This window comes from Bacillus haynesii, from assembly GCF_001969855.1.
Taxonomy (GTDB): domain Bacteria; phylum Bacillota; class Bacilli; order Bacillales; family Bacillaceae; genus Bacillus; species Bacillus haynesii.
In genome coordinates this window covers 59,576-81,629 of the sequence record NZ_MRBL01000017.1, presented here as the reverse complement: position 1 = coordinate 81,629, position 22,054 = coordinate 59,576, and the positions used below count along the sequence as shown (strand labels likewise).

Annotated in this window: 20 protein-coding genes and 5 pseudogenes; 12 read left to right on the top strand and 13 right to left on the bottom strand. The window is 38.2% G+C overall.

The window, feature by feature from the left end:
- Nucleotides 1–42: 42 nt before the first annotated feature.
- On the bottom strand, nt 43–918 hold the full coding sequence (locus BTA31_RS15430) for an SDR family oxidoreductase (RefSeq protein WP_076793062.1): 876 nt from the start codon (nt 916–918) through the stop codon (nt 43–45).
- 269 nt (nt 919–1,187) lie between these two features.
- On the opposite strand from BTA31_RS15430, the gene BTA31_RS15425 reads away from it, so the two are divergent.
- Both BTA31_RS15425 and BTA31_RS15420 read left to right on the top strand, forming a co-directional pair.
- The gene (locus BTA31_RS15425; protein ID WP_076793061.1) at nt 1,188–1,925 is read left to right on the top strand and encodes a sulfite exporter TauE/SafE family protein; all 738 of its coding nucleotides are present in this window, start codon (nt 1,188–1,190) and stop codon (nt 1,923–1,925) included.
- Nucleotides 1,926–2,037: 112 nt separating this feature from the next.
- Complete coding sequence (locus BTA31_RS15420; protein ID WP_076793159.1) at nt 2,038–2,703, top strand: GntR family transcriptional regulator; 666 nt, start codon at nt 2,038–2,040, stop codon at nt 2,701–2,703.
- Between the two features lie 38 nt (nt 2,704–2,741).
- Here the strand turns inward: BTA31_RS15420 and BTA31_RS15415 are convergent, their stop codons facing one another.
- The gene (locus BTA31_RS15415; RefSeq protein WP_076793058.1) at nt 2,742–3,359 is read right to left on the bottom strand and encodes a nitroreductase family protein; all 618 of its coding nucleotides are present in this window, start codon (nt 3,357–3,359) and stop codon (nt 2,742–2,744) included.
- A gap of 712 nt (nt 3,360–4,071) precedes the next feature.
- Between BTA31_RS15415 and BTA31_RS22425 the strand changes: the two are divergent.
- Nucleotides 4,072–4,574, top strand: a pseudogene (locus BTA31_RS22425) (class I SAM-dependent methyltransferase); the annotation flags it as partial.
- 399 nt (nt 4,575–4,973) lie between these two features.
- On the opposite strand, the gene BTA31_RS15400 reads toward BTA31_RS22425, so the two are convergent.
- The 4 genes and pseudogenes from BTA31_RS15400 to BTA31_RS15385 all read right to left on the bottom strand — a co-directional run bounded on the left by BTA31_RS15400 (nt 4,974) and on the right by BTA31_RS15385 (nt 8,201).
- Entirely contained in the window at nt 4,974–5,378 is a 405-nt protein-coding gene (locus BTA31_RS15400; protein ID WP_239693217.1) for a hypothetical protein, read from the bottom strand.
- 333 nt (nt 5,379–5,711) lie between these two features.
- Nucleotides 5,712–6,995, bottom strand: a complete 1,284-nt coding sequence (locus BTA31_RS15395) for an MFS transporter (RefSeq protein ID WP_076793050.1) — start codon at nt 6,993–6,995, stop codon at nt 5,712–5,714.
- A 237-nt stretch (nt 6,996–7,232) separates the two neighbouring features.
- Nucleotides 7,233–7,872 (bottom strand): annotated as a pseudogene (locus BTA31_RS15390) (O-methyltransferase).
- The gene (locus BTA31_RS15385) at nt 7,869–8,201 is read right to left on the bottom strand and encodes a hypothetical protein (protein ID WP_043928732.1); all 333 of its coding nucleotides are present in this window, start codon (nt 8,199–8,201) and stop codon (nt 7,869–7,871) included. Before BTA31_RS15385 ends, BTA31_RS15390 begins: the two are co-directional and overlap by 4 nt.
- A gap of 361 nt (nt 8,202–8,562) precedes the next feature.
- On the opposite strand from BTA31_RS15385, the gene BTA31_RS15380 reads away from it, so the two are divergent.
- Nucleotides 8,563–9,447, top strand: coding sequence for a carboxylesterase (locus BTA31_RS15380; RefSeq protein WP_076793047.1), 885 nt, complete (start codon nt 8,563–8,565; stop codon nt 9,445–9,447).
- Nucleotides 9,448–9,555: 108 nt separating this feature from the next.
- Here BTA31_RS15380 and BTA31_RS15375 read toward each other — a convergent pair whose 3' ends face one another.
- Nucleotides 9,556–9,897: a winged helix-turn-helix transcriptional regulator gene (locus BTA31_RS15375; RefSeq protein ID WP_158027587.1), complete on the bottom strand. Its 342-nt coding sequence runs from the start codon at nt 9,895–9,897 to the stop codon at nt 9,556–9,558.
- Between the two features lie 114 nt (nt 9,898–10,011).
- On the opposite strand from BTA31_RS15375, the gene BTA31_RS15370 reads away from it, so the two are divergent.
- Complete coding sequence (locus tag BTA31_RS15370; RefSeq protein WP_076757881.1) at nt 10,012–10,920, top strand: NmrA family NAD(P)-binding protein; 909 nt, start codon at nt 10,012–10,014, stop codon at nt 10,918–10,920.
- 381 nt (nt 10,921–11,301) lie between these two features.
- Nucleotides 11,302–11,469, top strand: a pseudogene (locus tag BTA31_RS23720) (DUF255 domain-containing protein); the annotation flags it as partial.
- A 69-nt stretch (nt 11,470–11,538) separates the two neighbouring features.
- Here the strand turns inward: BTA31_RS23720 and BTA31_RS15360 are convergent.
- Together BTA31_RS15360 and BTA31_RS15355 are read right to left on the bottom strand one after the other, a co-directional pair.
- Entirely contained in the window at nt 11,539–12,843 is a 1,305-nt protein-coding gene (locus tag BTA31_RS15360; RefSeq protein WP_076793044.1) for a hemolysin family protein, read from the bottom strand.
- 73 nt (nt 12,844–12,916) lie between these two features.
- Complete coding sequence (locus tag BTA31_RS15355; protein ID WP_239693216.1) at nt 12,917–13,321, bottom strand: MerR family transcriptional regulator; 405 nt, start codon at nt 13,319–13,321, stop codon at nt 12,917–12,919.
- Nucleotides 13,322–13,621: 300 nt separating this feature from the next.
- Between BTA31_RS15355 and BTA31_RS15350 the strand changes: the two genes are divergently transcribed.
- Together BTA31_RS15350 and BTA31_RS15345 are read left to right on the top strand one after the other, a co-directional pair.
- Nucleotides 13,622–14,230, top strand: a complete 609-nt coding sequence (locus BTA31_RS15350; protein ID WP_076793042.1) for a CPBP family intramembrane glutamic endopeptidase — start codon at nt 13,622–13,624, stop codon at nt 14,228–14,230.
- A 121-nt stretch (nt 14,231–14,351) separates the two neighbouring features.
- Nucleotides 14,352–14,525 (top strand): DUF255 domain-containing protein, encoded by a 174-nt coding sequence (locus BTA31_RS15345; protein WP_076793038.1) that lies wholly within the window; start codon nt 14,352–14,354, stop codon nt 14,523–14,525.
- Between the two features lie 595 nt (nt 14,526–15,120).
- Here the strand turns inward: BTA31_RS15345 and BTA31_RS15340 are convergent.
- Nucleotides 15,121–15,762: a PDDEXK family nuclease gene (locus BTA31_RS15340; protein ID WP_076793035.1), complete on the bottom strand. Its 642-nt coding sequence runs from the start codon at nt 15,760–15,762 to the stop codon at nt 15,121–15,123.
- A gap of 41 nt (nt 15,763–15,803) precedes the next feature.
- A complete protein-coding gene (locus BTA31_RS15335) occupies nt 15,804–16,022 on the bottom strand; it encodes a helix-turn-helix domain-containing protein (protein WP_076793032.1) in 219 nt (72 codons plus the stop codon).
- Nucleotides 16,023–16,115: 93 nt separating this feature from the next.
- Between BTA31_RS15335 and BTA31_RS15330 the strand changes: the two genes are divergently transcribed.
- Nucleotides 16,116–17,387 (top strand): DNA-methyltransferase, encoded by a 1,272-nt coding sequence (locus BTA31_RS15330; protein ID WP_076793029.1) that lies wholly within the window; start codon nt 16,116–16,118, stop codon nt 17,385–17,387.
- 205 nt (nt 17,388–17,592) lie between these two features.
- A pseudogene (locus tag BTA31_RS15325) lies at nt 17,593–17,756 on the top strand (DUF255 domain-containing protein); the annotation flags it as partial.
- Nucleotides 17,757–18,208: 452 nt separating this feature from the next.
- On the opposite strand, the gene BTA31_RS15320 reads toward BTA31_RS15325, so the two are convergent.
- On the bottom strand, nt 18,209–18,766 hold the full coding sequence (locus tag BTA31_RS15320) for a hypothetical protein (protein WP_076793026.1): 558 nt from the start codon (nt 18,764–18,766) through the stop codon (nt 18,209–18,211).
- 140 nt (nt 18,767–18,906) lie between these two features.
- Here BTA31_RS15320 and BTA31_RS15315 point away from each other — a divergent pair.
- Together BTA31_RS15315 and BTA31_RS15310 are read left to right on the top strand one after the other, a co-directional pair.
- Nucleotides 18,907–19,074 (top strand): annotated as a pseudogene (locus tag BTA31_RS15315) (DUF255 domain-containing protein); the annotation flags it as partial.
- Between the two features lie 79 nt (nt 19,075–19,153).
- Nucleotides 19,154–20,659, top strand: coding sequence for a recombinase family protein (locus tag BTA31_RS15310; RefSeq protein WP_076793021.1), 1,506 nt, complete (start codon nt 19,154–19,156; stop codon nt 20,657–20,659).
- Nucleotides 20,660–20,762: 103 nt separating this feature from the next.
- Here BTA31_RS15310 and BTA31_RS15305 read toward each other — a convergent pair whose 3' ends face one another.
- Nucleotides 20,763–21,953, bottom strand: a complete 1,191-nt coding sequence (locus BTA31_RS15305) for a response regulator aspartate phosphatase (RefSeq protein WP_076793018.1) — start codon at nt 21,951–21,953, stop codon at nt 20,763–20,765.
- Nucleotides 21,954–22,054 lie beyond the last annotated feature (101 nt).

Sequence of the window (22,054 nt, the reverse complement as noted above, 5' to 3'; positions counted from 1 at the left end):
GAACACTGTACACTTGTTCATCACTCTTTCGAATATTATTGATTATGACTTCGCTTCTGAGATTCCTCCAACGATTTGAGCCAATCCTTCTTTAATTGGAGTGACCGGACGGCCGAGCACTTTTTCAAAGTCATCGCTTGAGACTTCAAGTGTGCCTTCACGAATTCCTTTTTGGATGTCAACAACCATCGGAATCAGAAAATCGGGTACACCGGCATTTTTCATGATATCGCGATAGGCAGCATCGTCAACATGCTGAACGGGTACTTCTTTACCCAATACTTCTCCAAGGGCTGAAGCGATTTCTTCCTGGGTTAATAATTCGCCTGAAAGTTCGTAGACGGTGTTTTCGTGGCCTTCGCCGGACAGAACCGCTGCCGCTGCATCCGCGTAATCCTGCTGCAGCGCCCAGCCCACCTTGCCATTCTCTGCTGATGTCACCCAAGGGGCTCCCGCCAAAACGCCTTGAATACTCGACATTTCATTTTCCAAGTACCAGTTATTGCGCAAGAAGGAGTAAGGAATCCCCGTTTTCAAAATCGCTTCTTCAGTTGCTTTGTGAGTCGGCGCAAGGAAGTTTTTGCTTTCACGGGCATTCGCAATGCTCGTATAAGCGATAAACCGAACTCCGGAGCGCTCTGCGGCAGCTACCGCATTGCCGTGCTGCCGGATTCTCGTTTCATTATCTCCATCCGCAGAGATGATCAGCAGACGGTCAATGCCTTGAAATGCGGATTCCAATGTTTCCGGGCGGTCAAAATCCCCGTGGCGCACATCGACCCCGCGCGCCCGGAGCGCTTCCGCTTTTTCCGGATTGCGCACGCTGACCGCCAGCTGATCCGCCGGTACAGTTTCCAGCAGTTTTTCCACAATTTTCGATCCTAATTTTCCGGTTGCCCCCGTTACTAACATTTTCATATTCGAATTCCTCCTGAATGTTTCAATCTCGATCTGTAACAAATTTCGTTACACTTGATGTAACTATCATAATTACAAATTGGCTGATTTGTCAACAGGAATGTCCTTTAACTTGGCTAAAAAAATAAAAGTAGACGACATATGCCCTCTCGGCCGTCTTGTCAATATAGAAATAATAGAGTAAGATGTTGTTATTGATTTCGGTCGACCAGATACCGTCGACCTTAAGATTGTATAAAATCAGTTATTCATAAAGGAGAAGAAGCAACATGTTGATTGTGTTGGTTATGTTTTTATTAGGTCTTGTGCTTGGCTTTGTCGGGGCCGGTGGAGCCGGATTCGTCATCGCGCTGTTAACGATGCTGTTTCACATTCCGATTCATACAGCATTGGGAACGTCTCTGGCCGGCATGGCTTTTACGAGTTTATCAGGCACGTACAGCCACTTTCGCGAAGGAAATATCAAGCTGAAAATCGGCTTAACCGTCGGCTGTTTTGCTGCAGCCGGATCCTTTGTAGGGGCTAAGCTGACTTCTCTGATACCTTCAAGTTCATTGCATTATATGACCGCAGGAATGTTATTTTTATCAGCCATCCTGATTTTAATCAGATTATTCTTTTTGAAAGAAAAAGAAGCTGCCCAGGAAACGAACCTTGCCTTTTGGATCAAGGCCATTTTATTGGGAATCGTGGCCGGCGTCCTTTCCGGAACGTTCGGAATCGGCTCTGCGCCTTTTATTCAAATCGGGTTGATGATGATGCTGAACCTGTCGATTCGCCATTCCGTAGGAACGACGATGCTCGTCATTATTCCGCTCTCGTTAGGCGGAGGGGCCGGCTATATTTCAGAGGGATTTGTCGATTATATTCTATTGGTCAAAATCTTGGCGGGTACGATGTGCGGCGCATATGTCGGGGCTAAATTCACCAATGTCCTGCCGAAAGCCGTCTTGAAATCGGGTTTATTTTTAACTCCCGCTGTTTCAGGGTTCATTCTCTTATTTTAATTCAGTGCCCGGCTTGCGGCCGGGCATTTTGTTTATCCTGCACTTGGAGTGGTTATAGTGGGAGATAACGAGGGAACCTGTGGTAAAATACGAAATGAGAACGAATACGAGGATGAGAAGCGTGATTGAAAAACCAAAACCGTTTTATGAACAATCCTACCACGCGATTAAGCGAATGATATTTGAAGGGAAATTAAAACCTGGTGAACGAATCGCCGAAGCGAAGTTAGCCAAGGAGCTCGGCGTCAGCAAAAGCCCTTTGAGAGAAGCGATCAGGGTTCTGGAAAAAGAGGGGCTCATCGTCATCGACTCAAGAGTGAAGGTCTATCAGCCGACAATAAAGGACGTTGAAGAAATCTATTTTTGCAGGACGGCGCTTGAATCATTCGCTGCGGGATTGACGGCAAGAATTGCAACGGCAGAGGAACTTAAAACGATTGAAGACGTTTTGCAAAAAACGGAGGAAGCCATCCTTCAATCCAAGGATCAAAACACAATTATCGAATTAAATGATACATTTCACGACTTAATTATCCAATATACACAAAACAGTCTATTGCGGAAACAGCTCAACGATTTGGAAGGATTAATTTATTATTTCCGCATTTTGAATTTTGAAGGAGAAAAACGGGCTGAAGCTATTTTGGAGCAACATCGGGAAATTTTTCGCCATATGAAACAAAGAGATGATGAGCAGGCATCAAAAGCGATGATTCGCCACCTTCAGCTTGATCTTGACCACTTAGTTGAAGTACTGTCTCATCGCGGGGAAGAATGAAAAAGAGGGCTGCCTGTCTTAAGGCGCCCTCTCCTTTTTTAATAGAAAGAAACAAATTCATTAACCGGCTTGCGATATCCTCTCAAGCGTCGGCTGCTTTCTTTTTCTTTACCGATCGTAATCATGAGCACGATTTCATGTGTATCCGGGATCTCTAGCAACTCGCGGACCTGATCGCTGTCAAATCCGATCATCGGGCATGTGTCCCACCCCCGGTTCTTGGCGGCGAGCATAAACATCATCGCAGAAAGAGAAGCATTGCGAATCGCCTCTTCCTTCATGAATTGCTCCCCGCGCGACTCGTAAAAATCGGTATTGTTTTCAATCATTTCCTGCAGCTCAAAGTCCTTAATCATTCCTAAATCCCTCATGCCTTCGTTGATTTTTTCCGTTTGCCGGTAGGCGTAGCGGTCTCCCGTCACTAAAATCACAGCAGAGGCTGAATGCACTTTATATTGGCCGTTCGCAGCTTCCCTGACTTTTTCTTTTAAATCCTTATCCAATATCACTTTATACTCTGCATGCTGTAAATTGAACGCCGAAGGCGCTAGCTTGATATCCTCAAAGATAGGCTCCAGATCTTTCACCGTGATTTGAACATCTTCCAGAAAATTATTTGCAGAGTGACGCATTTCGATAAGCTCGTTAAATTCCATCCTCAAAAAACTCCATTCATCTATCCTTTTACATAAATATCCTTACTTATATGATCGGCGATAAGCTCCCTATTGTTTAGAGACGCTCGCAAAATAGAGGAATGAATCAAAGAGAACGCGTTACCGCCGGGTGGTGTCGGGCTTCTGTTGATAGACATGTACAAATGCCTTCCGGCGTCATTGCAGCTTCTGTCATCACGCTTCGATTCAGCATGAAGGCAAAAAAAGAGCCTGAATGATGTTTACCGAATTTATCTTAAACTATCATGTTATGGTTATAATCATTTTACTGATCAAACAAACTCAATAATAACTTTTTATGATAACTTGTTCTTTTTATTTTTTCTTCGAACCTCATATTACTCATCAAACAACCATAATACGCCAAAATCAAATTGAGAAAAAATGTGAAAGAAAGCAGCGTGTGAACTACGCAACTATCCTTTTTGCCCAGTAACACTATTATTGATCCGAATGGCCAGAATATTAAGGAAATCTTATTTCTTGTTAATCAAATTATCAAAATCGTCATTGAGCACGCAAGCAGCGCCGGGAATCACCGTACTTTGCCTTCTCCGGAATCATCGCATTACGGCGATATACCCGAGACCGGAATCAATTTAGAAGAGCTCTTTAAAAAAGTGAAGGCGGTTGTTAAAAACTCCATGAACCCTTTAACCCCAAATATATGGGTCATATGGATTCCATCCCCGAACTTGGAGACATCCACAAAGAAGTATTTTTAAATCCTGCTATTTTTTCTCTCATTGATATGGTAAAGAATCAACGTGTGCTCGATGCCGGGTGCGGTGAAGGGTATTTCAGCAGGCTGCTGGCCAAGGCCGGAGCCAGTGTAACGGCTGTCGATTACTCGCCGAGAATGATCGACATTGCCAAGGAAAGGACGGATGATTTGCCGATTGAGTATCGGCACGGGAACTGTGAAGAATATGTTAGAAGACAGAAGCTTTGATTTGATTATATCGAATATGATCATGCAAGACCTTGAGGATTATGAAAAAGCGTTTCAGGAAATGCATCGGCTGCTGACAGGCCGCGGATTTTTTATTTTTTCGATTTTGCATCCCTGCTTCATTACGCCGGAAAGCGGCTGGGAGAAAACAAAAGACGGAAGAGCTACTGAAAAAATATCCGTCATTTGAAGAAGGTTTTAGATGTCCTGATTTTATCGTTTTCAAATTAAAAAAACGCTAATAGCAAGAATTTGAAACAAGAACGATTATAAGTAAAAAGTATTCATTTTTCTTTTGCAAGCTTCAAAAACAAGAAAAATATAACGATTATGATACAATAATTCAATGGATTTTTAAAAACATTCATATTTATTGATATTTGCAATAAAATCCACAATATAAAAATTACGATTATAGAAGGTAATATTAACTTATTCATATGGAATCACCTTTTTATATATTAGATTAAAATAACGAGGGATTTCTCTTTCCCTCGTTATTTTTTCTTTCAACAGTTAATCAAAACAAGATGCAGCAGCACCAGTCAATCCTCCACCGACGCCACCAACAATAGTTCCTACAAGGCCAGCACTAACCGTTCCAACAATGGGTATCGTAACAGTACCAACAGCTGCTCCTGCTAATCCCCCTGTACCTGCGCCTGTAACAGTTCCCCCAGATGTTCCAAGTACACATTTTGCAACTGATTGTGTTCTGAACATATTGCTGCCTTCCTTTTTATCACCTTTACTAATAGTCCATTATCGTTTTTTTCATATTCTAAATCTACCGGATTATCATTTTTGTCTACAGTACGACTTGGCAATGTCTCTTTTTTGCCAGTGATACTATCAATCACTGTTACATCACCATTTGAATTCATAACAACTTCAGAATGATAAAATGTCAATTCAAGTTCACTGTTATTCATTTTTTTAATTGTTCCTAAACTTTTAGATTCTTCAGCATTAGCCACAGAAACTGAATTCATAGATAAAGTAAATAATAGAGTGAAAGCTGCTAAAAATGTTACAAATTTTCTCATAAAGAAGCTCCTTCCCAATGTCCAAAGCATAAATTATCATAAAAATTAAATAGCTTCCATTGGATTTCAAAAGAAAACAACAAAAATGAACCTTTTTTATTATTATTTGGTTTTAAATACCTCTAACGGAGTCTTTATTTCTATTTTTATAGAGGAGCCTATCCTCCCTTTACCTTACCAAAGTTTCCCTCTATTAGAGGAACCGAGACCGTCAAAAGAGATGCTGAAAAAGTATCCTTCATTTGAAGAAGATCTCAGGTGCCCCGATTTCATTTTAAATTAAGAAAGGCCGGCGGTTCTGTCCGATAGGCCCCGTATCGATGAGGCCTTTTCCTACCCTTTTTGAGTGTCTGTTTTTCTTCGCGACCAAATGACGGCTGGAATCAGAGCCAAGGATAACAGCCCTCCCGCCAAAGATAATGCGGCATAGCTTGAATGAGCGACAACCATTCCAGAAAGAGCCCCGCCGGAAGCTCCCGCCAATGCGATCAAAACATCAAGCGTTCCTTGCACTTTCGCACGTGTTGAAGGCTCAGTCGAATCGATAATTTGAGCAGTTCCGCTGATTAATCCAAAGTTCCATCCCAATCCCAGCAGCGAAAGGGCAATGATCAATAAAACGAGCGAATCACTGGGAGCCAGCGCCGCCACTGCACCAGCGAGCAGCAAGGTCACTCCTGAGGCGATGCTCATGGCTGTCCGGCCAATTTTATCAACAAGAACCCCTGTGACAAGTGATGGAAGATACATTGAACCGATATGAAAACCTATCACGATCCCGACATCTCCTAAGCTGTGTCCGTGGTGCTGCATATGAACGGGCGTCATGGTCATAATCGCAACCATCACAATTTGAGTAAGGACCATAACAACGGCACCAATTGTAATCCCCTTTTGATCGTCCGAAGCACCGACAGACTTCGATTCGTCTGCTAATTTATTTTCTTGTCTATACGTTTCGATTTTTTTAGCAATCTCCAACGGATCCGGCCGAAGCAAAATATAAAGCACAAGCCCTGCCAGAATAAAAGCTGCCGCCGATAAAATAAACGGTCCCGCAAGTGATGGAACGCCGATGATCGAAGCAAATTCCCCCATGACATCCACCAAATTGGGACCCGCAACCGCTCCAAAAGTTGTCATCACCATTGTGACGCTAATCGCTTTTGCCCGCTGCTTCTTATCAGCCAAGTCAGTGCCGGCATACCGCGCCTGCAAGTTAGTCGCTGTGCCCGCTCCGTAAATAAGCAGGGAAACGAACAACAATATGATACTGTTGATCACAGCCGCAACAATGACCCCGATTGCGCCGATCCCGCCGACCATAAAGCCGGCAGTTAAACCCGTACGGCGCCCGTAACGCTGAGAAAGCCTCCCGACGACGAAAGCGGCTCCTGCCGATCCTAAAGTAAATAAGGCAGAAGGGACTCCTGAAAACGCATCCGTCCCAAGCATTTGCTTTGCTAACAGGGCACCTACCGTAATCCCGGCAGCCAGCCCCGCACCGCCGAAAATCTGCGACAGACTCACAATGATTAATACTCTTTTGTACAATCTCTTTAATTGATCCGGAGAATCTATGTAACTCTCAACCGTACGATCAGAATACCCCGCCACCTCAACACCTTCTTATTTAAAATTTGGCCCCGCATTCAAACCCGGCGGTTCCTTTCGTTTATGAATAGTTGAATTTTACTACAAAAGAACCTTTTGTCAATTTGTTAAGGGCATGTCCCCTTCAACATTTTATGAACTGAATCTATCGATATTCCGATTTTAGATTGTGGCTGCATTTCGGTTTCAGGCATTAAAAAAACTAGTCACCGAATCAGTAACTAGCCAGATGATGTTCTTTTATTTCCTGACTTGCGACACGGTCATCCCATCACCGATCGGAATCAGCAGGGATTCTAATTTGGGGTGGGCGGCGACCGCTTGATTGAATGTCTTCATGGATTCGGTATGACGCTTCAGTGCAGCATCATCGTCTGCTACACTTCCCCCTGCAAGTACGTTATCGGCAACGATTAAAGCGCCCGGTTCCGCCAATTTGATGCAATACGCCAGGTAATGTTCATAATTTCCTTTGTCTGCATCGATAAAGAAAAAATCGAATCGTTTTTGATTGCCGGCTAATGTTTCAAGGCTTTCCAATGCCGGTCCTGTCATATACGATACCTGGCCGCCAAATCCCGCTTTAGAAAGATTGCTGTGCGCCAGCTCGGCGTAGCTTTCATTTAATTCAAGAGATGTCAGCGTTCCTTCTTTGCCAAAGCCTCTGCAAGACAAATCCCGCTGTAGCCCCCCGAGAGCGCCGATTTCCAAAACGCGTCTTGCTCCGGGAATCGATACAAGCATCGTCTGGAGCTTTCCGGTCGAGGGAGACACCGAGAGCGAAGGCATCCCGTTCTCTTGAATAGACGATAGGACTTCCTCCAAAAAAGCGTCAATCGCGAGTAAACACGGCATCAATATAACGGTTCACCTGTTTCATTCCGGTTCATCCCCCTTCTCATTATGACTTTCAAGCGTTTCCTCATTGTTTTCCGTCATTTCACTTTCGTGTATTTCAAATAATTGACTAAATTCATTGATGACCATATCAATGGCTTTTAATTCACCGACTAAAATCGGCTGGATCGATTGAAACTCCGGCTGTTCCAGCTGCTGCTTAATGGTTGAGCGCTTCAGATTCATCATATCCAAAAAAGCGATCGCTCGCCCGCGACGGAACGTTTTCGGCCCGCGGTGCTCCAGCTCGCCTTTCCCTTTATGACGCCCGCCCCGATGATACCCTTCTCTCTTATAATCCTTATGTTTCATGATTCATCACCTGACTTTGTATATTTGATGCTCATTGTATACAAATGTATACAATATGTCAATTTGGAATAATCACAAAGCAATGGATTATTATAAATAAACTGTCAAATCATCCGGCATATTTTCCGCATCGAATCAACGGGAAATGCTTATATCTATATTATTCAAAATAAACAAGGTAAAGGAATACAGGTCCCAATCTGTTATACAAAGATCTAAAAACTGTTATAATAATAAAAAACCATATTTAATAGGTTTTTCGACTGACTATTAAATCTGTATTATATTATTATTATAATCTGTTATATCTACAAAACTTCTTTAAAACGACAAATTAAGCAGGATTGGGAGGAAAAGTTTTATGACTAACCATTCACCTATTATTCCAAAATTAAGCGCCAGCGGCATTCGCTATTTTCAAGCTTATGATGAAAGCCTTGGTCTTTGGCCCGTTCACTTCAATGCTTTTTACGTATCTACCCGTTTCGGCCAAACGCATATTATTGCAAGCGGACCCGAGGATGCCCCGCCGCTTGTATTACTTCATGGCGCATTATTCAGCTCCACTATGTGGTATCTCAATATTGCGGATTGGAGCAGCAAATACCGAACATATGCAATCGATATCATAGGTGATAAGAACAAAAGCATCCCTGCAGACTTATGCAGTACGAGAGCGGATTACGCCGATTGGCTTCTTGATGTGTTTGACGCTCTGGGGATCGAGAAGTCGCATATGGTTGGACTTTCGCTTGGCGGCCTTCATAACATGAATTTCATTTTACGTGCGCCGGAGAGGGTAGAAAGCGCAGCTATCCTTAGTCCAGCGGAAACATTTTTGCCGTTTCATCATAATTTCTATCAATACGCTATTAGTCTCACAGAGCCTGATGGAGTAGAGAGTTTCTTAAAGTGGATGATGGCGGACCGTAATGTGTTACACCCGGTTTTTGCAGAGCAGTTTCATGCAGGCGTAATGTGGCAGGATGGATTAAGACAGCCAAAGCCTAACGCCGACGGATTTCCGTATGTTTTCACCGATGACGAATTAAAATCAGTAAAAGTCCCTATTCTATTATTGCTGGGTGAACATGAAGTCATCTATGACCCGCAATCAGCCTTACATCGGGCCTCAACATTCGTTCCTGGTATTGAAGCGGAAATCATAAAACAGGCAGGCCACGTTTTATCAATGGAACAGCCTCAATATGTAAATGAACGTGTATTACGTTTTTTCAGTAAATAAACCACAGTCTTGTAGTTGTGTAAAAGAACCTCAATCGTTATTCGTATTCTGGATATTTCTATTAATATAGAAATAGAGTCTCTTAGAGGCTCTATTTCTTTTGCGGGATTAATAATTAGATTCAGCCTGCTCTGCATAGAAAGTCCCCCACTCAGACAAAGTGCTTAAAATCGGCAAAAGGCTTTTGCCCATTTCAGAAAGAGAGTATTCTACCTTAGGCGGTACTTGATGATGAACAAATCGATTGACTATACCGTCCTCTTCCAATTCCCTCAGCTGCTTTGTTAACATTTTTTGCGTAATTTGCGGTAAAGCTCTTTTTAATTCGCCAAAGCGCATATTTTTTTCGCCTAAATACCACAAGATGAGTACTTTCCATTTACCCCCTATTAACTTCAATGTCAATTCTATTGAACATCTATACTCGTTATCCTTGTATTTCACCAGCATTCGCTTCCCTCCCCAGATTAGTATCAAAATGGATACTGCGTGTCACAAAAGTGCCTACTTGTTATTTTATACCATAGTTCCTATGATAGTATCAAAACAACGGAGGTGCAGGCTATGTACGTGATTACAGGGGCAACCGGACGAACAGGCAGTGCAGTTGCAAACTATTTATTAGACAAAGGACAGCCGATCAGAGTAATTGGCAGAAACCCGGAACGCTTACAGCCGTTTGTGCGTAAAGGAGCTGAACCGTTTGTCTCTGAACCAGGAGATGCAACAAGACTGATGAAGGCTTTTACCGGCGCGAAAGCTGTCTACGTGATGCTTCAGCCTAATTACATTGTGACGAGCACTGATTTTCGCGCTTACCAGACTCGCATTATCAATGCATTAATCCCTGCTCTGGCACAAACAAAAGTTAAGAATGTTGTTTCTCTCAGCAGTTGGGGAGCAGATAAAGAAGAAGGCACCGGACCGGTAGCAGGATTACACTTGCTCGAACAACGCCTGAATCAAATAGAAGGGTTAAACGTTTTGCACTTACGGGCTGGATACTTCATGGAAAATTTACTTTCACAAATACAAAACATTTTAATTCATGATGCTGCAAAAGGTCCTTTTCTCCCCGATGTCCAGTTTCCTATGGTTTCTACACGGGACATTGGACAAATTGCAGGAGAAGCGATGCTAAAAGTTAACCATCAAGATCAACAAATAAGAGAGTTGCACGGCAGCTGTGACTTGAGTATGTCTGAAGCGGTGAGGCTCATAGGAAAAGCGATCGGCAAACCGAACCTCGGCTATATACAAACAACCGAAGAAGCAGCCCGAAATGAAATGAGAAGTCAAGGGTTTTCAGAACATATTATAGACCTTGTTTTAGAAACAGCACATGCTCTGAATACAAAGCACATTCGAATGTTGGAACAGCGATCATCCGAAAATACTACCCCGACGTCTTTTGACACGTTTATAAATGAAGTATTTATACCTCAATACGAGAACGAAACACGGGTAAAATAAAAACTCCATTACTCTTTTATCCAGTTGAACAAGAATCTTATATTATTGATAACAATCTCTGTAAACTTTCAAGATGAAACCCTCTCAATACAATATTTTTTGAGAGGGTCCTTCACTAACTCGCCTCCGAATGAGGCGTTTTACATTGTTTATTTATTTTTTGGCCTTCTCCCCATAACCCAAAAGCATTGGCGATCTTAAAGACAGGAAAAGGGGTAGGAGACTGACTAATACCACCCCTCTTTGTAAGTTGCTCTCGAGTCCATCCTTTCTCGTAAATAACTAATTTGTTTTGTACCAATAGCAACAACAAGTATAAAACACACAGCATTAGTTAAACTCGAAAAGCAATACATTTAATAAATGAAAGCAGGCGATCCCATGCCAACGAACAGATTAATCAATGAGTCACCTACTTACTCCAACACGCCCACAACCCCGTCGATTGGTTACCTTGGGGCGAAGAAGCCTTCGAAAAAGCAAAGCGCGAAAAACAAGTCGGCACTTGGCAGCATCGGCTATTCGACCTGTATTTGGTCAACGGTTGTATTCTCTTAAGACATAATAAAAAGAACCTGAAAAGTTTCAGGCTCTTTTTTTAAAAAAATCATTATTGATTTATTTTTTTCCACTTTTGACTTCTAGAAAATGAATCTGCCGGCCATCAATTTTTTGCACTTTAAAAATATAACCCTCGGCTTCTAATTCAGAACCAACTTTTGCATCAATGTTTTGTGTCATGAACCAGCCGCCTATTGTATCTACTTCCTCATTGGATAAATCGATTTCCAAAAGATCGTTGACATCTTCAATCAACACCTTTGAGTTTATCATAAAGTGACCTTCATTTAACTTTCGAATATCAGGGATTTCATCATCATCAAATTCATCTCTGATTTCTCCTACAATTTCTTCAAGGATATCTTCAACTGTTACTAAACCTGACGTTCCTCCGTACTCATCCAATAAGATAGCAATGTGAATTCGCTCTTTTTGCATTTTCGTCAGCAGATCATGAATAGGGACAGATTCAATGACATGTATAACAGGATTGATGTGTTTTTCAATTTTAAATTCATCTTTTGCTTTAGTGTCTGCATCAATATACGCAGACAATAACTCTCTAGCGTTAATAAAGCCGCGAACGGTATCCTTATCTCCATTTACAACAGGGTATCGAGTATAACCCTCGGTTTTAATGGTTTTGATAATATCTTCATAAGGATCGTCAAGGGAAATCGTCACTATTTCTGTACGGGGAACCATAATCTCTTTTGCAATTCTCTCGTCGAATTCGAATATGTTATTGACATATTTCAACTCATTCTTATTGATTTCTCCGCTCTTATAGCTTTCAGACAATAAAATCCGCAGCTCTTCTTCTGAATGAGCCATTTCATGTTCTGCGGCAGGTTTTAAACCAAAAAGCCCCACTAATACACGAGCAGAACCATTTAAAAACCAAATGAACGGGTACAGTATTCGGTAAAACAGCCTAATCGGCTTAGCAGTTAAAAGTGTGATTGCCTCTGCTTTTTGGATGGCAAGGGTTTTAGGCGCCAGTTCTCCAACGACAACGTGTAAAAATGTTGCGAGAATAAACGCAATGACTAAGATTAAGATATGTGTGACTTGCTCGCTCACATTGAAATAAGCAAAGATCGGATGGAGGATCACTTCGAAGGTCGACTCTCCAACCCATCCAATACCCAGCGCTGTAACGGTTATCCCCAGTTGGCAAGCCGATAAATATTCATCTAAATGGGTGACTACTTTTTTGGCGGATACCGCTCCTTTTTTCCCTTCAAGTATAAGCTGGTCAATTTTAGTTGCCCGCACTTTTACAATCGCAAATTCCGTTGCAACAAAAAACGCTGTTAAAGCAATCAATACCGCAAAAATAATTAAATTAATGGCTGTCAATAAGTCGTCTTACTTTAAAGTAAGACTTACACCTCCCATAAAAGAGTTACTTTTATCGTTCCTTAAAAAGGGGTTAAGTAAACAACAAAAGAAGTTTTTGAATCAAAGATAAACTTTCCTGTGATATTTTCTTTTTGATTTCTCCGCACTTCTTTACCTCTGCATTCTCAAGACTTGCAAGAAATACAGATACGTCTCGGTTCAATTCATTCATTTTCAGTCTAAGTTCTAATAAATCTATTTCCTCGGAGTATTTTTCCGCCAGTTCATTTTTAATTTCGTTTAATGTTAATCCTGCTTTTTGGCGGTTTTCAATAAATTTAATACGCTTTATTGAAGAATGGTCATAAAAGCGATAATTAGAATTGGAGCGTTCTGCATTTAACAAACCCAGCTTTGTATAATAGTCAATTTTTCGCTTTGTTACCTTAGCCCTTTCAGCCAACTCGCCGATTTTTAGCTTTCCAGCCCCATCCAATCCCTCCAAACCATAACGTTATGGTTATAAATTATACGTTCGAAAGAACTTAAAATCAACTACTTTTTGAAAGTTCTTTCTATTTTATATAAGCATTAGAAAAGCGAAAACAAGCCGGTTCTCGTGAGCATCGGCTATTCGACTTACCATTGGTGGCAGCCAGCTAGAGTAATCAAAAAAAAGAAGCCAAATACATATACCCGAGTTTCAATCCTCCCCCAAGATTTCAAGATCCTATACCTTCTGATAAAATGACATAAAAGGTGTTTATATTAAAAATCATAGAAAAGAAGGTAAAATATGCAAAGTGAAAAAGACATAACCAAGAAAACAAAAAAAGACTTCAATCCAAAAGACGCTGTTTTAGTATTTTCATCTTTTACGTTCATTTGCATAGCTATCATGTTCATTCTCAATGTGTATGATATACTCACACTGCAAAATATCCTATCCTTCGATAAACCAATCAAAATGATACTGAATATAATTGTCGCTTCATTTGCTCTACTTTTGTTTGGTATCGCTTTGTCACTTTACATTCCCTCCAAATACATTGAAGATACAAACAACAGTTATCAACAATTTTCACTGTTAAGTATTTTTTCCTTTATGTTTTTAGGGGCATTATTTGAAGAACTTTTGTTTAGAGGTATTATTCAAACTTTGCTTTTCGTATTTATAGAGAATCAATGGATCGCAATTATAATAACGACTTTATGTTTCTTAGGGTTTCACACACATTACTTCAAAAAGCCTGTAATGCTAATAAATATAAGCGTTCCAAGTTTGACTTTTGGTTGGATATACTTTGAAACGAACAATATTTTAGTGCCATTTATTGTACATTTTTTAATGAACATAGGAATCACTCTATTATTCAAATACAATGTTCTAAGCATCAAAAAATAACTTAGTTATCAGTGAAAACAAGAAGAGGATGACTTAAAAAAACTCTTCTTTTAATATTTGGTATATTAAATCATGTAAAGACAATAATGAATAAAAATTCGTTTATAAAGCAGGCGATCCCATGCCAACGAACAGATTAATCAATGAGTCACCATACTTACTCCAACACGCCCACAACCCCGTCGACTGGTTCCCTTGGGGCAAAGAAGCCTTCGAAAAAACAAAACAAGAAAATAAACCATTTTTGGTAAATGTGAGTGCAACTATTGTCACTGTGCCATGTCTATTAAAGTAACCAAAATAGACAACCAAGGATCGTTGAGGACAAATCCCTGCGATTTTTTCAAAGATAGAATTAGAGAGAAGAAATTAACCGTAAGTAGTTGAAGGGATAGGGCGTTTTGGTGCCAAGGGTTTTACTAAAGGGACTATAAATTTCGCAAAGGAAAATCCAAGTGTGGAATTAATAGGAGGTCAAGAATTACTTCTTTTCCTTGATGGAAATTTAGGTAAAAATCGGTTTCTTGTTATACCTAAATATATAAAAGAGTTAAAAAGAGATGGTAATAACCATTAAAAAATATGAATTCCAAATAAAAAGAGCGAAGTAAGAAGTATAATGGTCAATGTATAAGAATTGCCTATACTTCTAATAGCAGAAAATAAATATAGTTATTTTTTCCATAAGATATTCCGAATTCCAAAAAACAAAGAGGGAAGGGATATTCATAAATATGGTCTATCCCTGCCTTCGGGCTAATGAAATAGAGATGTTATATATTAACCTACCACAGATACAGTTCTTATATCTACGTGAAATATCATAAAACTTGAGGTAGCTTTATTTTTAAAAATAAAAAAGCATCCAAAATGGAAATTCACACTCAATCTTATTTGTTTTCTATTCTATCTTTCCATTTTTTTATTGATCGCTTTGACATTCCATCTTTCCCTTTAGGAATTAAAGGAACAGAAGAATCAAAAGAATCAGCATTAAAACCAATATAAATAAAAGGTTTACCTTCTGTTATTTCAAAGTAAGGTTCCAGTTCTTCATAATTTGAAACTCTGTCAGTAAGGAAATAGGATAATTCATATACTGGCATCAAAATAACGGCTAGATCAATTTCATTCCTTTTCAAACCTAATAATAGCTTATTCATTGACCGATGGGCTGAACTTATGTTTCCTGTTTCAAATTCTAGTCCAACCCGTTTAATATCAAAGTTTTCTGTAAATTCTTTGTAAACATCAATTGGTCCGCCCTTCTTTTTTTCTAATTTTAAAACATTAAGCGGTTTTTCTCTATACCAGTTATATGTATCTTCAAGCATGGCATAACAAAGCTCCTTAACTGGTACAACACCATTCCCATTCTTTTGAGAGTTATTGATTTTAAAAGTTTTAGATTTCATTGGCCAAACAGCCGAACAGATTGAAGCAACTACTTCATCATAAGATTGTTTAAAGAGATTATCTTTATTAACTAATTCTTTTGCTTCCTTAGTCATATAAACTTTTTCAACCTTCATTACTGTCTCCTTACTGATTTTCTTTTTAAATACTCTATTCTTTATTCATTAAAATCAAATAGGTCCTTAGGTGGTATGGAAAGCGCATTTGCTATTTTTTCAATACTGTCTATAGAGACATTTCTTGTTCCTCGCTCGACATCTGAAATGTAAGTTCTATGGAGACCAGAAGAAAAAGCCAATTCTTCTTGGGAAATACCCAAGTTCATTCTTTTGTGGCGAACCATTCTTCCGAATAAAATTCTTAAATTGTTATTCATAAGACCTCCCTATATTGACGCTTCTTTATATTTGATGATAGAATTATGTAGTCTATAGGTCTACAGACTATAAGTGACGCGAGGTGTATTAAAATGCGTTTTTTTACTATTTTCGATATAGTTAAGGATAAGGCTACACAACTAGGACATACAGATAGTGAAATGTATGCTTCATTAAGAAAACTAAAACTAAATAAGAAGGATTTACTTCCCTTTAAAGAAAGTGGAATAATTCCAACAGATAAAAAAGTTTTGAATGGAATACTTAGTTATCTTGAAATGACTAAAGTAGAATTGGAGCTTAAATTAGGAAGAATTCCTTCGGGATTTGAGGACGTTTTCTTAAATAACACTAAAGAAATTGCAAAAATGCTGGAAGAGAAAAAAAGTGTGAAGCACGAAGAACAGAACCACAACACCGCTATTAAGCCATACTTTTCTACCAATCTTGGAAAACTGTATCATGGTGATTGTTTAAAATTGTTTAAACTAATCCCTAACGAAAGCGTAGATACTGTCTTTGCAGACCCACCGTTTAACCTTGATAAAGAGTATGACGAGGGCGTGACTGATAAAAATTCATTCAGTGGATATTTGAATTGGTATTATAATTGGATAGAAGAATGCATTAGAGTTTTAAAACCTGGCGGATCTTTGTTCATATATAATATTCCTAAATGGAATACATACCTTTCTGAATATCTAAATCGAAAAATGAACTTTAGAAACTTGATAACAGTTGATATGAAATTTGGACTTCCTATTCAAAATCGGTTATATCCTGCAAATTATAGCCTTTTATATTACATTAAAGGTAACAAACCAAAAACATTTAATATACAAAGAATACCGTTACAAACTTGCCCTCATTGTACAAGAGAAATTAAAGACTATGGTGGTTACAAAAATAAAATGAATCCTAATGGGGTAACTCTTTCTGATGTTTGGACAGATATTTATCCTGTTAGACACAGCAGGGTTAAACATAGAAAATTTAATGAGCTATCTGTTAAATTACTTGACCGAGTGATTAGCATGAGTACAAATGAAGGTGATATAGTTTTAGATCCTTTTGGAGGCAGTGGTACAACATTTGCTGTTAGTGAATTGTTGGGTCGTAAGTGGGTAGGCTTTGAATTGGGGAATTGTGAAATTATTAAAGAGAGGCTTGAAAATAAAGAAACAGATAGAGAGACACTTGAAAAAGTTTATGAAGAAAAGAATAAACTTTTTCCCGATAAAATTAAGAAATTACGCAAGAAAAATGGTTTATGGACGGATGAGGATTTTAGCTCGAATAATAAATGTGAAAATGAAAGTGGGGATAAAAAAGGGGGTAAACAAATTGAATTAAGTCTTGAATAGTAACTTTTCTGTATAAAACAATTTATCCCTATAAAAAACAACAAAATATATAAATACTCTTTTGAATTGGGCTTCTTATGAAGTCTCTTTTTTATTGTCCCATATTTTATATTAAGCGCTCCTGAACAACAAGTGCCTATGAATTTTTTTTAAAAAAATGTGGTAAAGTATAGTAAAAGAATAACTAAAGAAAGAAGGTGATCCAATGCCAAATAGATTAATCACTGAGAAATCCCCATACTTACTCCAGCATACCCATAACCCAGTTGACTGGTACTCGTGGGGAAAAGAAGCATTTGACAAGCAAAAAAAGAAAATAAACCTGTATTGGTAAGTATCGGATACAGTTACTGTCATTGGATTCATGTCTTTCTTCTTACAAAAAAGGATCAATCTTGAATTTCTTTATCAAAATTGATCCTTTAATCCTTTTAGGCATTTCTCTGCGATCGTTTATGGACATCTTGCTTCATTTCGACTTCTTCTAAAGGCGATTCAATTTCTAATTTCTTCAATCATATTTTTCTTTATGGTTGTGTTGTATACCATGAATTCAGCTTAGATATTAAATCTTCATATGGAATCCTTTCTTTTTTTATAGATGTATGATCCAAGCAAATCTCACCCCAGTATTCACAAAATTATTTGAACATTTACATTAATTGTATTATGTCAGATCAAAAAAACATTTACAATTTCTAATGTAAAAAGGTACATTTTAGCTACTCCTTAGCTATATGATTGCGGTAATAGCAATACTTTTGTGACTTGACAGTGGATGATTATAAAAAGTTAAAAACAAAAAAGGATAACTATTTTTGTTATCCTTCTCTCTCATTGTTTTTAAGCTCTCTTTCAGCATCTCTTCTAGCAAATTTTGCGGCTCTTGTTGCTTCAAAAATGAAGTTATTCTTACTTATTTTTTTATATCCACAATCAATACATAGCCATTTATATGAACCCAAAAGTTTCTTATTTTCTTCCAACTCCATTTCACACTTTGGACACCTCGGTGGTGTATCCGCATAAAGTGACCCAACTTTAACATTCCCCATATAATCTCTATTTCCTCTAATGAGCCACAATACGTCATTGTATATGTATAAAGCAATTTCTTCCCCTCCGTACTCAAACACTATAGGAGTTGACATATTATTTTTCCTTAGAGTTATAATCTTGTAAATAATGCAGGTAACAAGCCAAACAAAAAGTAAACCTAAAAGACAATCTATAACAGGATGGAAAAATAGACTGAACCAATCTCCAGTTCTAATTTTTGAACTAATCAGTACAATCAAAGGACTCGCTAAGTTTAATATTATTGATATAGCAAACTTATTTAGTAATCCAACTAAGAAATTAAACAAAAACTTCTTCACGTTCTCCCTCCATTAACATAATTAAACATTATACTCTATTTCCTTCTCCCTCTTTTAAGTAAATCGGCTAAGTTTTGTATTTATTTATAATTATTGTGGTAACCTAAATGTAAATAAAAAAACTGAAAGAAGGTGATCCCATGCCCACTAACAATAAACCCAATAGATTAATCGCTGAGAAGTCTCCATATTTACTTCAACATGCTCATAACCCCGTGAATTGGTTCCCTTGGGGCGAAGAAGCCTTCAAAAAAGCGAAACGCGAAAACAAACCGGTACTTGTCAGCATCGGCTATTCGACTTGTCATTGATGGCATGTTCATATAGCTACCCGTATAAAAATATGCTACTCTATCAATATACTCTATTACTCAAAAGGTGATGCCATTGGATTTAAAAGAGAGAATCAAACGTGTAGCAATTTACCTCAGAAAATCTCGAAATAATGAAGGGGAAGAATCAGAAGAAACACTCGCAAAACACAGAAAGCGCCTTTTAGACATTGCCAAGAAAAACAATTGGAATTATGAAATTTTTCAAGAAGTCGGAAGCTCAATGGATAACAACCGAGACGAATATAAGAAAATGATTCATAAACTTAACGATGGAATTTTTGATGCCGTTTTATCTGTTAACCTTGCTAGGGTTACAAGGGATGACGCAGAAACACCTAAATTTATGAGTTTACTTCGACAAGAAGACATTCTTTTTGTTACTGATAGTGAAAGGATTTACGATTTAGAAGTTCAAGAGGACTGGCAAGCATTAAAATTTACGGGATTCGTTAACAACTGGGAATATGAAAACATCAAAGCGCAGCTAAGAAAAGGAAAGAAAGACAGCGCCAAAATGGGAAGATGGTCGAACGGTACACCTAATTACGGATACATATATAACCGGCTAGAAAGAAAGTTAGAAATAGATGAAGAAAAAGCCGAAGCAGTGAAATTGGTATTCCAAATGGCCATAGGTGGAATTGGAGCCGATAATATTGCTGTCGCTCTAAATCAACTTGGTTATCGCACCAATAGAGGAAAATTTTTTCACGGCCAAAGTATCACGAGAATGATTCGTTCACCTATATACAAAGGTCGGATTGTTTCTAATCGTCTAAAAGGAAGAAATGAATACTACGGCAAAATAAGACCCGAAGACCAATGGATTATTGCTGAAAACGCTTCTCCCATCATAATTGATGAAGATACTTGGGACAAAGCAAATAAAGCTTTAGACAGCAGAAAACTTTTGAGTCCAAGAGCAAGAATGCAAAAGCACGGATTATCCACTTTAATAAAATGCGGTATATGTGGCAAAGCTCATACTATTTCACGAAGAAGCGACAGAGGCGGAATAAGAGTTATTCAATCATGTCGAAAAGTCGACCCGCTCGGAAAAAAGTGTAACAACAGCGGGATAATGTATGACGTAATGATGGAACTTATAATTGACAACATTAGAGAAAAAAGAAAACAAATAGCAGATGAGATTATGAATCTCAAAAATGATAAGCCCGACATAGAAATGCAAGAATTTAAAATAAAACGGACCAAGGAACAAATAAGGAAAATAGAAAAAGCACTGGAAATTATCCAGATACAGCTCGAGGAAGGGCTTATTGATCTAAAACAATTTAGAAACAGAAGAGAAGAACGAAATAACCAACTTCTCAATCTTAAATTAGAACTTAACCGTTTAACAGAATCCAGCCCGAAGGACGAGGTAAAGTCCAAACAGTCCTTTCTCAAAAAAATTGATTCATTCCTTCAAAATTGGAGGGAATTAGATGACACCGACTTGAATAAAGAATTAATGTCTTTTATAGATCAAATCATTTGGCACAGCCCAAGAGATAGCGAATCCCCTCCAACCATGAAAATTTACTGGTTAGAATAAGTACAAAGTGAGCCTTTTCATTTGGCTTACTTTTTTTGTTCAGGTAGCCACCCTATCGGCTAGTTGTAAACTGTCATTTGAATATTTACCAGAAACGAAACCATCATACACTAAAATACCCCACCCTATTAGGATGACTGACAAGAAGATTATCAATTTGTGCTTCACTGATCAACTCTCCTTTTTGAATTTCTTTTCTAGCTGCGACAACTCTTTTATAATATTTCGAAGATCGAGCAATGTCTCCTCTCTTCAACAACACCTCACCGACTTCAAAAGCAAATTCATCAATATCTCCAAACATTTCATGTGATTCAAAAAAATCAAAAGCCTCATCTATTAAATCATAACACTCTTCACTCAAATATAGACCTCTCAATAAATTAAATTTAGCTATATATTCCGAATTATCAGTCTTCAGAGCGAGGTTAAACCCTTTTTCATAATACGAGTCCCCAGCATTAAAATCGCCTGCTTTACACATCACATGTGAAAGATTAAATATCGTTTTGAGAAGATAAGGGTGATACTCCTTCTCAAAAAACTTTAGAGCAATTAATAAATTTTCTTCTGCTCTCTCGTACAAGCCCTCAGCATTACAACAAATACCTATGTTTAAATGCGAAACAGCTATAAGATCACTTCTGTTAATATTTCGCGCAATATTCAGTGATTCCTCAAACTTCAACATGGCCTTTTCATGATCCAACAAATCAATTAAATTACCAGCAATAACAAAGTTGCAATAAATTGTCTTATCTAAATGTGTTTCATATTTATTGTAAATCAAAATGGCTCGCTCAATATAATCAATAGAATAATAAGTTTGTTTCATATAGTAATAGACTTCTGCCATTTTGTAATAAAATTCAGCATGTTCAATTTCATCATCTACAAATTCAAGGGATTTTTCAGCTCTCCTATACGAGCTTATAGCCGCGACTAACTCTTTTTTCCTAAAATCATACATACCCATGAAGAAAAAATAATAGTAGTCCAACATACCATTTAAATGTCCCTCATGCTCTTTTAATGATTCATAGGCATTTCTTAAATCATCTTCATTTTTTGCTTGAGTATGACTCACCATCAATTCATGCCTAAAATCTAAAAGCTGGTGGTAATAAATAAACTCCAAATTGCCATTAATGCTCCCTATTAAATATTCAACCTCTTTTTTTAATCTCTCAGCTTTTTCATCAAAGTTATTTTTTATTGCTATATACCATTCATTAAGTTTCTTAGTAATCACGCTATATGAAGTTTGATTCTCATAGGACACACTTCCTCTCAAGAAAAAATTCACCTCATTCCGGAAAAGTTGCACGCCTTTAGATAAAATGTATTATGACAGATGACTCAAACCCACGAAAGGGCATAAAGTAATAGGGATTT

What these genes read in the sequence shown, in the direction of transcription:
- BTA31_RS15375 (WP_158027587.1), bottom strand. Translation starts at nt 9,897, where the DNA reads ATGCTGGTGAAATACAAGGATAACGAGTATAGATGTTCAATAGAATTG.
- BTA31_RS15400 (WP_239693217.1), bottom strand. Translation starts at nt 5,378, where the DNA reads ATGAGAAAATTTGTAACATTTTTAGCAGCTTTCACTCTATTATTTACT.
- BTA31_RS15335 (WP_076793032.1), bottom strand. Translation starts at nt 16,022, where the DNA reads ATGAATAACAATTTAAGAATTTTATTCGGAAGAATGGTTCGCCACAAA.
- BTA31_RS15330 (WP_076793029.1), top strand. Translation starts at nt 16,116, where the DNA reads ATGCGTTTTTTTACTATTTTCGATATAGTTAAGGATAAGGCTACACAA.
- BTA31_RS15345 (WP_076793038.1), top strand. Translation starts at nt 14,352, where the DNA reads ATGCCAACGAACAGATTAATCAATGAGTCACCATACTTACTCCAACAC.
- BTA31_RS15380 (WP_076793047.1), top strand. Translation starts at nt 8,563, where the DNA reads ATGACTAACCATTCACCTATTATTCCAAAATTAAGCGCCAGCGGCATT.
- BTA31_RS15425 (WP_076793061.1), top strand. Translation starts at nt 1,188, where the DNA reads ATGTTGATTGTGTTGGTTATGTTTTTATTAGGTCTTGTGCTTGGCTTT.
- BTA31_RS15430 (WP_076793062.1), bottom strand. Translation starts at nt 918, where the DNA reads ATGAAAATGTTAGTAACGGGGGCAACCGGAAAATTAGGATCGAAAATT.
- BTA31_RS15420 (WP_076793159.1), top strand. Translation starts at nt 2,038, where the DNA reads ATGAGAAGCGTGATTGAAAAACCAAAACCGTTTTATGAACAATCCTAC.
- BTA31_RS15340 (WP_076793035.1), bottom strand. Translation starts at nt 15,762, where the DNA reads ATGAAGGTTGAAAAAGTTTATATGACTAAGGAAGCAAAAGAATTAGTT.
- BTA31_RS15370 (WP_076757881.1), top strand. Translation starts at nt 10,012, where the DNA reads ATGTACGTGATTACAGGGGCAACCGGACGAACAGGCAGTGCAGTTGCA.
- BTA31_RS15415 (WP_076793058.1), bottom strand. Translation starts at nt 3,359, where the DNA reads ATGGAATTTAACGAGCTTATCGAAATGCGTCACTCTGCAAATAATTTT.
- BTA31_RS15385 (WP_043928732.1), bottom strand. Translation starts at nt 8,201, where the DNA reads ATGAAACATAAGGATTATAAGAGAGAAGGGTATCATCGGGGCGGGCGT.
- BTA31_RS15350 (WP_076793042.1), top strand. Translation starts at nt 13,622, where the DNA reads ATGCAAAGTGAAAAAGACATAACCAAGAAAACAAAAAAAGACTTCAAT.